Below are 11,345 nucleotides of genomic sequence, written 5' to 3'. Positions count from 1 at the left end.
GAGCATATCTTATACGCCTCCACTCATTTAAAGGGTGCGGCCTGCCCGGAAGTGCCTTTGCGGGAAAACGGAAACTACGTCTGGCCTGTCTACGATTCCTTTGACATTTTTGTAGCCGACCTGCAGGGGAATATCACCGCCCAACTTACCGATGAGCCCGGGTATGACGCCGAGGCCACGGTGTCTCCACAGGGGGATAGAATTGTCTTTACCTCAGACCGGAGCGGGGACCTCGAGCTCTACACCATGAACCTGGACGGAAGTGATGTAAAACAGATCACGGATGAACTCGGATACGACGGAGGGGCCTTTTTCTCCCCGGACGGCACCCAGATTATTTTCAGGTCCTCCCGCCCGAAAACCGAAGCCGAAATCGCGGAATACAAAGGCTTGCTGGAAAGGGGCCTGGTACAACCTACCAATATGGAGCTCTATATCTGCAATGCGGATGGAAGTGGCCTGCGGCAGCTCACCTATCTTGGAAATGCCAACTGGAGCCCGTTTTTCCACCCCAGCGGGGATAAAATCCTTTTCTCCAGCAATTATGAAGCTGAAGGGGGGTTTCCCTTCAACCTGTATATGATCAATACCGACGGTACGGGGATCGAACAGGTGACCCACGGGAAGACCTTTGATGCCTTTCCGGTTTTCTCCAACGATGGCAAGCATCTGATTTTCTCGAGCAACCGAAATAATGGCGGGACCCGGGATACGAATTTGTTTATCGCCGAGTGGCGGGACTAAGCCGTATTTCCGCTATCTTTGCACCCTATTTTCGCGCATGAAAAACATTCGGAATTTCTGCATTATTGCTCATATCGATCACGGGAAAAGCACCCTGGCGGATCGCTTACTCGACGCTACGGGCTCGGTAACGGATCGTGAAAAGCAGGATCAGCTTCTGGATAGCATGGACCTGGAGCGGGAGCGCGGGATCACGATCAAGAGTCACGCGATTCAGATGGACTATGTCTTTGAAGGCGAAAAATATGTCCTGAACCTGATCGACACCCCCGGGCACGTGGACTTTTCATACGAGGTTTCCCGGTCTATCGCCGCTTGCGAGGGGGCCCTCCTGGTGGTGGATGCCGCCCAAAGCATCCAGGCGCAAACCATTTCCAACCTCTACCTGGCCCTGGAAAACGACCTGGAAATCATCCCCGTACTCAATAAGGTGGATCTGCCCAGTGCCAACCCGGAAGAGGTAACGGACGACATCGTAGATCTTTTGGGATGCCGGGCTGAAGATGTGATTCCGGCCAGTGCGAAAACCGGGATAGGAATTACCGACATCCTACAGGCGATAATCCAACGGGTCCCGGCCCCAAGCGGGGATCCTTCCGAGCCCCTGAGGGCTTTGGTTTTTGATTCGGTTTACAATCCTTTTCGAGGGGTTGAAACCTATTTCAGGGTTCTCGACGGGGAGATTCGCAAAGGACAGGAAATTAAATTCGTCGCCACCGGAAAAACCTATGGGGCGGATGAAGTCGGCACCCTCAAACTTAAGCAGGTTCCCAAAACCGCAATTTCCACCGGGGATGTGGGCTACCTGATTACCGGGATAAAGGACGCCCGTGAAGTCAAAGTCGGGGACACCATCACCGATGCGGCCAAACCGACCCAAAAGGTCATTTCCGGGTTTGAAGATGTTAAACCCATGGTTTTTGCGGGTATTTACCCCGTGGACACCGAAGATTTTGAGGAGCTCCGGGCTTCCATGGAAAAGCTGCAACTCAACGATGCCTCCCTGGTGTTCGCGCCGGAGAGCAGCGCCGCCCTGGGGTTTGGTTTCCGATGTGGTTTTCTCGGGATGCTCCATATGGAAATCATACAGGAGCGCCTGGAACGGGAATTCAATATGACGGTGATTACCACCGTACCCAACGTGAGTTACCACGCCTTCTCAAGAAAGGACCCGGACAGCATCATTATTGTCAATAATCCTTCGGATTTGCCCGATCCCTCTTCCCTGGATCGCGTAGAAGAGCCCTACATCAAGGCTTCTATAATCACCAAGGCCGAGTATGTCGGGAACGTCATGTCCCTGTGTATTGAGAAGCGCGGGCAGATTACCAACCAGACCTATCTCACCCAGGATCGTGTGGAACTCAACTTCGATATGCCCCTGGCCGAAATCGTTTTTGATTTTTACGACCGGCTGAAAACCGTTTCCCGCGGGTATGCCTCCTTCGACTATTCACCTATCGGCCTGAGAGTCTCGAAACTGGTCCGTGTGGATATCCTCTTAAACGGGCAGATGGTAGATGCCTTATCCGCCCTGGTGCATTTTGACAACGCCCACCATATCGGCAAGAAAATGTGCGAAAAGCTTAAAGAGCTCATCCCCCGCCAGCAATTCGATATACCGATCCAGGCCGCTATCGGGGCCAAAATCATTTCCCGGGAGACCATAAAAGCCCTTCGTAAAGACGTGACCGCCAAATGTTACGGAGGGGATATTTCCAGAAAACGGAAACTCCTGGAAAAACAAAAGAAAGGAAAGAAGCGGATGCGCCAGGTAGGCAATGTGGAGATCCCGCAGCAGGCGTTTATGGCCGTCCTTAAACTCAACGACTAACCTCCGGTCTGCACTTTGATTTAACTCTTTTGTTTGCAGGAAGCTCTGCAAATTCAAGACTCCCCCTAACTCGCCCCCGCAGGCAGCGTCAGTACTTTTTCGGCTTCCTTCTCAGCCGCATCGCTGAGGGAGTTGCCCATATAAACGAGCTTATAACCCTCTGTAATTTTGCCGGACTCCCTGAAAAACGAGGGGATGATGTGAAGTTCTCCGTCCGGGGATTTTAAAAAGAGCGGAACGATTCCCAGGTTGTCATTTGATTTCTCAATCAAGTCAGTATAGTGCTTTGAGTCCTTCAGGGCAATTTCCCGGATGGCCGGACTCATACGAACAGCCTCCACAAACCGGACAAAATCATCCGTGGTCGAAAACAGTTTATTGTTGTCTGCATTCTCCGGGTTGTTGATTTCTTCGGTACCCACGATCCGGAAAGAACCGTTTTCCCCGAACTCCTCCTGAAACTTTTCAATGGCGTATTGGTTAATCTCCGGGTTGGCCGTCATGGCGATGAGGTAACCCACGTCATTGAGCTCGATATTGTCGGTGAGGTTGTCCGCGTAAATGTTTGCTGAAATAGCCTCCAGGCCTGCTTTCTGGGCTTTGTCGATATTGCTCTGGTTACTGTCTATAAGGACTACATGGCGGTTGTTGCGCTGCAGGTACCGCCCGATAAGGCGGGAAGCTTTTGAGGCGCCCACGATCAGGATACCTTCAGATTTTGTGAGGAAAACCCCAATCAGTTTGGAAAAAGGTCGGGCTGTGGTCGCATTGAGCAAAACGGTCCCCAGTACTATGGTAAAAACCAGGGGGGTAATAAACTCCGCGCCCGGCTCACCCCTGGCAATCAGCTTGGAACCAAAGAGGGAGGCGATACCCGCGGCTACAATACCCCGGGGCCCCACCCAACTGATAAAGACTTTTTCATTGAATTTAAGGTCCGACCCCTGCGCACTTAAAAAGACGCCAATGGGCCTGATTAAAAAGACGATGATGGCAAAGAGCACGGCGGTCTTCCAGGAATAGATCAGCTGAAGGTCTTCCAAATCAATGTGCGCCGCGAGCAGGATAAAGAGGATTGAAATCAACAATACGCTGAGCGACTCTTTAAAGTAGAGGAGCTCCTTGAGGTTCGGCAGATTCAGGTTCCCCATCACAAGCCCCATAACCACCACCGCCAAAAGGCCGGATTCATGGGCAAAGATGTCCGACTCGATATACACGAGCAGGACCACGGAGAGGGAAACCACATTGAGGAGGTAGTGGGGAATCAGGTTCTTTTTTATGGCAAAGGCCAGCCCGTGCGCAAAGGTAAAACCAAAGGTAAACCCAAAAAGCAGGATCTTCCCAAACTCGATAAGGGCGGTTGTGGTGTATTCCTGACCCTCCCCCACACTGATAAACTCAAACACCAATACGGCGACCAAAGCCCCAATGGGGTCTATAAGGATGCCCTCCCATTTTAAAATGGCGGAAACATCCTTTTTTAAAGGGATGTTGCGAAGGATGGGCGTGATGACCGTAGGGCCGGTAACGATAATCAGGGAGCTGAACAAAAAGGAAATCTGCCAGCTGAGGTCAAATATAAAATGGGCGGCGATTCCCGCCCCAAAAAAGGTAACGGCCGAGCCCAGGGTGATCAATTTGGTAATCATCGGCCCCACATTCCGCACTTCAGAGCGCTTTAGGGTCAGGCCCCCTTCAAAAAGGATTATACTGATGGCCAGGGAAACAAAATGATACAACAGCTCCCCGGGAAACAACCCCTTCTCCCCGTTGTAGACCGGCTCGATAAGCTTGCTGCCATCCTCAGTATAGAGGGTGGAGAGCGGCCCTACCAGGAGCCCGATCAGGATTAAAGGCAGGATAGCCGGAAGCTTCATCCTCCAGGCCACCCACTGGGCCACAATTCCCAAAATCACAATACCCGCCAGTTCAATCATGCGTTGTCCTTTGAAAAAGGGTGAATTCCAAAAATAGGGATTTAAGCATCTTCTGCCGCAGGGAGTTGGAAATGTTTTGTGAATTTGGGGCGCCTTTAGGGTGAATTTGTATTTTAGGGCCTCATTCCAACCCTATGAAACTCTACCCTGTTGAGACTGGAAATTTTAAGCTGGACGGAGGCGCAATGTTTGGTGTGGTGCCCAAAACGCTATGGTCCCGGACCAACCCCGCGGATAAGAACAACCTGATTGATATCGCGGCGCGCAGCCTCCTCATTGAAGATGGGGCCCGACTGATCCTGATAGATACGGGGCTCGGGGAGAAACAATCGGAAAAATTCTTCAGCCACTACCACCGCTGGGGCAACCACTCCCTGGATGCTTCCCTGGCAGCCCTGGGTTTCCACCGGGATGATATCACCGACGTCTTCTTAACCCACCTGCACTTTGACCACTGCGGGGGCAGTATCCAATGGAACAGGGACCGCACGGGATATGAACCGGCTTTTAAGAACGCTTCCTTCTGGACCAACGAGGCGCACTGGAAATGGGCGACGGAACCCAACGCCCGGGAAAAGGCGTCGTTTTTGAAGGAAAACCTCCTCCCCATGCAGGAGGCCGGACAGTTAAAATTTATTCCGCGGGAGGCCGGTTCCACCTTTTTAAAAACCTCCCCCCTCGGGTTCGATATCCTGTTTGTGGACGGACATACGGACAAACAAATGATTCCGCATATACATTATAAAGGTAAAACCCTGGTCTTTATGGCCGACCTGATTCCCACCGCCGGCCATATTCCCCTGCCCTACGTTATGGGGTACGATACGCGGCCGTTACTCACCCTAAAGGAAAAGGCTGTTTTTCTAAAGGAAGCCACCGAAAGGCAGTACATCCTGTTTATGGAACACGATGCCCACAATGAATGCTGTGTGCTGAAGCCCACAGAAAAAGGACCCCGCCTGGACGAGGTTATTCCGTTTCATTCGCTTTTTTAAACACCTGATCCCTTCGATTTCAGGCCCCTGCAAACAAGTTTTGAGTTCTTTAAGAGAATAATTTATCCCAGCGTAGTATTTTTACCGAAATGAATAAACCACAATGAAAGCATTACAATTGAAATTCCCCAAGTCCCTCTTTATCCTTCTGGCCCTTTCCCTGACGCTGTCGGGCTGTGGCTCAACGGCATTAGTCAACACCCCGATTGAAAGCATCGCGAGCGTTCCCGAGAAAGTCGCCGAGCTGGAGGAAGCACAAGCCGAGCGATGGGGGCATGCAGACCTGATTGCAGATACCATCCCCGGGATGAGTGTCGCCCGAGCCTATAACGAAATCCTTCCCAACCTTAAAGTTAAGGAAAAAGTAGTGGTCGCTGTTCTGGATTCGGGTATCGACCTGAACCATGAAGACCTGGACGGGGTGCTTTGGACCAATGCGGATGAAGTTCCCGGAAACAACGTGGATGACGATAAAAATGGGTATGTGGATGACATCCACGGCTATAATTTTTTGGGAGAATCCCTGCATGAACAACTGGAGTACACCCGGATTTTACGTCTGAAAATCGGCGATGCCGCGCTACAGGAAAAGGCGAGGAAGCTCTTGGATAAAGAATTGCCCGAGGCCCAGGCCAACAGTGCCCGGTACGTTGAAATCATGAAAACGGTAGAAGCGTCAGATGCGGCCCTTCAAAGCCACCTTGGTAAAAGTGTTTACACAAAAGAGGACCTGGCCAATATTAAAACCACGGACCCCGGGCTGCAGCAGAATATCGCTGTGATACAACAGATGCTTGGTTTTGGCCCTTCGATAGAAGATGTAAAGGAGCAACTGGAAGGTGGGGTAAAGTACTTCGAAGGGCAGGTTAAATACAACCTGAACCCGGACTTCGACGGACGTGCTGTTGTGGGAGATGACCCCTATGATATTAACAGCCGGGGGTATGGGAACGGAAATCCGATAAACCGGTCCGAAGACGAATCCCACGGTTCCCATGTCGCGGGGATTATCGCCGCTGAACGCGGTAACGGACTCGGGGTTGACGGGGTGGCAGACCACGTGCAGATCATGAGTATCCGAGCCGTGCCGGACGGAGATGAGTACGACAAAGACATTGCCCTGGGCATCCGCTATGCCGTGGACAATGGGGCGCGAATTATCAACGCCAGTTTTGGAAAGTCCTTTTCTCCAAACAAGGAATGGGTTTATGAAGCCCTGAAATACGCAGCCGAAAAAGATGTGCTTTTCGTTCACGCTGCCGGAAATGACGGGAACGACCTGGACGATACGGCCAATGAAAACTACCCCAACGACCAGGTGTTTACAGGTCCTGAGATGGTGGATAACGTTATAACGGTGGGCTCCCTGGACCCGGTTTACGGACCCCGGTTGGTGTCTTCCTTTTCCAATTACGGGAAATCCAATGTGGATGTCTTTGCGCCCGGAGGCAATGTTTATTCTACCATGCCCGGAAACACCTACGAGTTTCAGGGTGGGACGTCTATGGCTGCCCCTGCGGTCAGCGGGATTGCTGCCCTTATCCTCTCCCGGTACCCGAAGCTCAGCGCTTCCCAGGTAAAAAAGATCATTATGCAGTCCGGACTGCAGGTGACCCTCGAGGTGAACATAGCCGGGGATGAAGCGGTTAAAAAACCCCTGACGGCTATCTCCCGGACGGGTAAAATGGCCAATGCGTATAACGCCCTTATCCTGGCAGACCAGGTTTCCAGAGGCAAAATTTCATTATAACAAATCTTCATGAGGCTTTTCTATTTTTTCTTTTTGGCAGCAGCCTTCGGGCTTCAGGCCCAGGGAAACCATTCCTACTGGCAACAACACGCAGATTACACCATGGATGTTTCCATGGATGTAGAATCATTCCAGTATCAGGGAACCCAAACCCTGGTCTATACCAACAATTCCAGCGATACACTTAACCGGGTATTTTACCATATGTATTTCAACGCCTTCCAACCCGGGAGCGAAATGGATATGCGCTTGCAGAGTGTTGAAGATCCGGATGGCCGGATGACTGAGGAGGGGAAAAGCCGCATCGCCGCCCTGGCCCCCGATGAAATCGGGTATTTAAGAGCCGCCTCCCTGAAACAGGACGGGGTTTCGCTGGACCCCTCCCTGGAAGGGACCGTCCTCGTAGTTCCGCTGAACAAACCCATCCTCCCGGGGGCGAAAACAACTTTTGAAATGGTTTTTAACGGGCAGGTGCCCTTGCAAATCCGACGCTCCGGGCGCAACAGCCGGGAAGGCGTTGCCCTCTCCATGAGCCAGTGGTATCCCAAAATGGCGGAGTTCGATTTTGAAGGCTGGCATGCGGATCCCTATATCGCTCGGGAGTTTCACGGGGTTTGGGCAGATTTTGACGTCAAACTCACCCTGGATAAAGATTATGTCGTTGGGGGAACGGGCTATCTGCAGAATCCACAGGAAGTCGGGCATGGTTATGAAGTCGCGGGGGCTAAGGTCTCCCGCCCCAAAGGGAAAACGCTTACCTGGCACTTTAAGGCCCCGCGCGTCCACGATTTTATGTGGGGGGCAGACCCGGAGTACCTCCACGACATCCTGCCCATGCCCAATGGGCCGGACTTGCATTTTTATTACAAAAACAAGCCTGAACTCCTGGAGAACTGGAAAAAGCTTCAGCCTAAAACGGCCGCTGCCATGGAGTTCTTCTGTAAAATTATAGGGCCGTATCCCTATGAGCAGTACTCTGTCGTTCAGGGAGGTGATGGGGGAATGGAATACGCCATGAGCACCCTGGTAACCGGGGAACGCAGCTATGAAAGCCTCGTTGGGGTCATGGTCCACGAAATGGCCCACTCCTGGTTTCAGCACATACTGGCCACCAATGAATCGCGACACGAGTGGATGGATGAAGGCTTTACGTCTTTTATTTCCGCCTTGTGTATGAACCAGATCATGGAACGCGACAACCAAAACCCGTTCAAGGGTTCCTATAACGGGTATTTGAGCCTTGCCGCTTCCGGTCGCGAACAACCTCTTGCCACCCATGCAGATCGGTATAGTTTTAATTCGGGCTATGGGATTTCGGCCTATAGTAAAGGCGCGGTTTTCCTGGCGCAGCTCGGTTATATCATCGGGCAGGATAAGCTTATGGCTTCCCTGAGGCGGTATTACGACGATTTTAAATTCAAGCACCCCACACCCAACGACTTTATCCGAAGTGCCGAGCGCGTATCGGGGATGGAGCTGGAGTGGTATCTAACAGACTGGACCCAGACCACCAACACCATTGACTACGCCATTGAATCCGTGGAATCCGTGGAAGGCAATGCAAACCAAACGGCCATTACCCTAAAACGTGTCGGGCTGATGCCGATGCCCATAGACCTCCTGGTTGTTTTTAAGGACAATACGCAAAAGACGTATTACGCCCCCCTGAAAATGCTGTACGGGGAGAAGGAAAATCCATATCCGGGCATAGACCGGGAAGTGCTGAAAGACTGGCCATGGGCACAGGAGGTATACACCGTAATGGTGGGTGCCCCCAAAGACCAGATCCTGGCTGTCCTTATAGATCCTTCTCAACTGATGGCAGACATCGCCCCTGAAAACAACGGCTGGCAAGCGGAGTAAGTGGCATCAGTGCCCTGAGAACCAAAAGGTGTTTTTGTAGTCGTCATTCCGGGCTTTGTGTTCCCGGTTACTGATGAGCAAATGCGTCTTGTCCCGCTGCCGGCTTCGGTATCCGAGCAAGTGAAAAATAGGTCGGTTCATAAAGCGGGCTACCGAAAGGTCGACCTCCAGCTTGTCTTTTTCTGAGTCGGTCCACCTTACCCCCGGTAAGCGCGTCAACAATTCGTGTGTCTTCCATTTCCTGAGCCTGGCTGATAGTTTCAGGGCCCAGGACGGGGTCTTTCGAATCAGGAAAAAGCCTTCCTCTCCCTGTTTCTGGTAAAGCGGCATAAAAAGGATGCCTTTTTTCTGCATGGCCACAGGGGTGCCTCGCTCAGACCCCAGGACAGTGCCTTTGGGAAGTGGTTGAAAACTCCGAAAGCCTTCGTTCATCCTGAAGTTGTGGGTGTCCGGCAACTTGTGCCGGTAAAAGACTTCGTAAAAATCATGGTCGGACTCCGAGGCCCGGTCCAGGCGATTATAACTCTCTTCCCTTCCGGGGTAATCGGACAGAAGCCCGGTATATACGAGGGTGAGCCAAATAAAGTCCGCCGCATTCCGGATGGCGGCAGGATCGTCGTGGGTGCCGGATTCAAACCCCAGGGCAACATAGCCCAATTCATTGATATAACTCAACAGGGGGCCCTCGAGGTATTCCTCGATACCAAGGATGACAGGCACGGGGAATATTCGGGAAAAATACCGGTTGATAATGGAGTCATTGATGGTGATAAAAGGCCTCGTCCGGCTGGAAGTCGTATGCAGGTCGATAAAATAAAACGGGGGGGAGTACGATTGCAGGACTTCCTGAATGAGCTCATAGATCAGGACCAGTTCCTTTTCTTCCGTGGAGCGTTCCTGTTCCGTTTTGGCCAAAACGGTTTCCAGACGCGACCTGCTCCAAATCCGATTCAGGTCGTGGTCCAGAAAACGCTCCTTTTGTAGCAGGGCCGGGAGGTTCCCGCGTATCCCGATTAGGGACCCTTTGTCCAAAGCCGCCCCTTCGCACTTCAAAGTGTTTGTAACCTCTGTGAGGGCCGCCACCCCGGCGGGTTCGTTCCCGTGAATTCCTCCAAAAAAGACAACAGTGGGCCCCGGCTTGTCCGAAGTCATGCGACATAGTATTCGTTCACCCGCCACTGTCTTATTTTCTTCCCTCTGGGTTCTTATCATATTACTTAATGTCGTTGGATGTCAGAATCCCTACAAGTATGTTTTCGGCCACCACAGGAAGCCCTTCGAGATTGTGTTCGCTCATCACTTCTTCTGCCTCCCGAACCAGGGTCTCCGGATGAAGTGTTTTAGGGTTTTTCCGCATTACTTCCTGTATGCTCAGGGCATAAATCCTGTCGTCCGCTGCCAGGTCCTTTACATCATTCCAGGTAAGCATCCCCACCAGTTCATTGCCGTTGTTCAATATCGGCAGGTGGTGGATGTCGTTCCATTCCATCATGCCGATGACCAGGGCGGCGCTGTCCTCTTCCTGGGCCGTAATGATTTTGGTACTCATCAGGTCGCCTACCCGCTGCTTCTTTTTGGTGTGTTTGTGCTCATGCCTCCTGCCCCGTCTCCAGGCGTCCACCGGATAGCCCTTGTAAGAGCGTTCGAATAAGGATGCGGTAAGCCTGCGCAGTGCTTCCGGGGCGTTAAAGTCCTTTCTGAGTTCGCGATAGGTCTTCACCATCCACTCCGAACCGTTCTGTGTATTGATCCGATTCTGAATAATGCCGAGATAGTGTTCGGCGTCTTTCCGGCTCACGTTGGCCCGGCTGAGACCTTTATAAGCCATGGGCAGGAAATGCTCCAAAATGAGTTCTTTGGTCGGAATGATTTTCTCCCCCCAGTGAAACTGGGCCGCCATCCCATATCGGGCAGCATTGAAAAAGTTCTTTTTGGCGTCCCTGAAATCCATCTTTTTATGAATCTCTTCCCAATCTTTCGGACGTCCGAGCATCACCCCCACCCAAAACATCATATTCGCGATTTCGTCAGAAGTCGTCGGACCCGAAGGCAGGTACCGGTTTTCTATCCTCAAATGGGGTTTCCCGTGGGTGCGGCCGTAACACAACCGGTTCCAGGGATACACCGTTCCATTGTGGAGGTTCAGGGCGGATAATTTTGGGGTTCTCCCCTCCCGGAGCTCCTGCAGGCTGTCTGACGTATCAAAATCTGTTGAGATC

At 52.0% G+C, this 11,345-nt stretch carries 8 protein-coding genes; 5 read left to right on the top strand and 3 right to left on the bottom strand.

The genetic code is table 11. The features are described from left to right. Together WBV75_RS13355 and lepA are read left to right on the top strand one after the other, a co-directional pair. A partial coding sequence (locus tag WBV75_RS13355; RefSeq protein ID WP_424121083.1) for a hypothetical protein occupies positions 1-744 on the top strand: 744 nt, incomplete at its 5' end. A 37-nt stretch (positions 745-781) separates the two neighbouring features. Continuing rightward, positions 782-2,578 carry a translation elongation factor 4 gene (lepA, locus tag WBV75_RS13350; RefSeq protein WP_424121082.1) on the top strand — a complete coding sequence of 599 codons (1,797 nt, stop codon included), beginning with the start codon at positions 782-784 and terminating at the stop codon, positions 2,576-2,578. Between the two features lie 65 nt (positions 2,579-2,643). Here the strand turns inward: lepA and WBV75_RS13345 are convergent, their stop codons facing one another. After that, the gene (locus WBV75_RS13345) at positions 2,644-4,518 is read right to left on the bottom strand and encodes a cation:proton antiporter (protein ID WP_424121081.1); all 1,875 of its coding nucleotides are present in this window, start codon (positions 4,516-4,518) and stop codon (positions 2,644-2,646) included. Between the two features lie 134 nt (positions 4,519-4,652). Between WBV75_RS13345 and WBV75_RS13340 the strand changes: the two genes are divergently transcribed. The 3 genes from WBV75_RS13340 (at position 4,653) to WBV75_RS13330 (ending at position 9,126) form a co-directional block, all read left to right on the top strand. Further along, positions 4,653-5,513 carry an MBL fold metallo-hydrolase gene (locus tag WBV75_RS13340; RefSeq protein WP_424121080.1) on the top strand — a complete coding sequence of 287 codons (861 nt, stop codon included), beginning with the start codon at positions 4,653-4,655 and terminating at the stop codon, positions 5,511-5,513. Between the two features lie 103 nt (positions 5,514-5,616). Next, positions 5,617-7,263, top strand: coding sequence for a S8 family peptidase (locus tag WBV75_RS13335; RefSeq protein WP_424121079.1), 1,647 nt, complete (start codon positions 5,617-5,619; stop codon positions 7,261-7,263). Between the two features lie 9 nt (positions 7,264-7,272). Continuing rightward, a complete protein-coding gene (locus WBV75_RS13330) occupies positions 7,273-9,126 on the top strand; it encodes a M1 family metallopeptidase (RefSeq protein WP_424121078.1) in 1,854 nt (617 codons plus the stop codon). 6 nt (positions 9,127-9,132) lie between these two features. Here WBV75_RS13330 and WBV75_RS13325 read toward each other — a convergent pair whose 3' ends face one another. Then, on the bottom strand, positions 9,133-10,278 hold the full coding sequence (locus WBV75_RS13325; protein WP_424121077.1) for a succinylglutamate desuccinylase/aspartoacylase family protein: 1,146 nt from the start codon (positions 10,276-10,278) through the stop codon (positions 9,133-9,135). Positions 10,279-10,339: 61 nt separating this feature from the next. Beyond that, positions 10,340-11,345 (bottom strand): CBS domain-containing protein (locus WBV75_RS13320; protein WP_424121076.1); only part of this gene is annotated, 1,006 nt, incomplete at its 5' end.

Source organism: Robiginitalea sp. (assembly GCF_049588695.1).
In the GTDB taxonomy this organism is placed as follows: domain Bacteria; phylum Bacteroidota; class Bacteroidia; order Flavobacteriales; family Flavobacteriaceae; genus Robiginitalea.
The sequence above is the reverse complement of the archived record's forward strand: the minus strand, read 5'-3'. Positions and strand labels throughout refer to the sequence as shown.

What these genes read in the sequence shown, in the direction of transcription:
- WBV75_RS13340 (WP_424121080.1), top strand. Translation starts at nt 4,653, where the DNA reads ATGAAACTCTACCCTGTTGAGACTGGAAATTTTAAGCTGGACGGAGGC.
- WBV75_RS13325 (WP_424121077.1), bottom strand. Translation starts at nt 10,278, where the DNA reads ATGACTTCGGACAAGCCGGGGCCCACTGTTGTCTTTTTTGGAGGAATT.
- WBV75_RS13335 (WP_424121079.1), top strand. Translation starts at nt 5,617, where the DNA reads ATGAAAGCATTACAATTGAAATTCCCCAAGTCCCTCTTTATCCTTCTG.
- WBV75_RS13345 (WP_424121081.1), bottom strand. Translation starts at nt 4,518, where the DNA reads ATGATTGAACTGGCGGGTATTGTGATTTTGGGAATTGTGGCCCAGTGG.
- lepA (WP_424121082.1), top strand. Translation starts at nt 782, where the DNA reads ATGAAAAACATTCGGAATTTCTGCATTATTGCTCATATCGATCACGGG.
- WBV75_RS13330 (WP_424121078.1), top strand. Translation starts at nt 7,273, where the DNA reads ATGAGGCTTTTCTATTTTTTCTTTTTGGCAGCAGCCTTCGGGCTTCAG.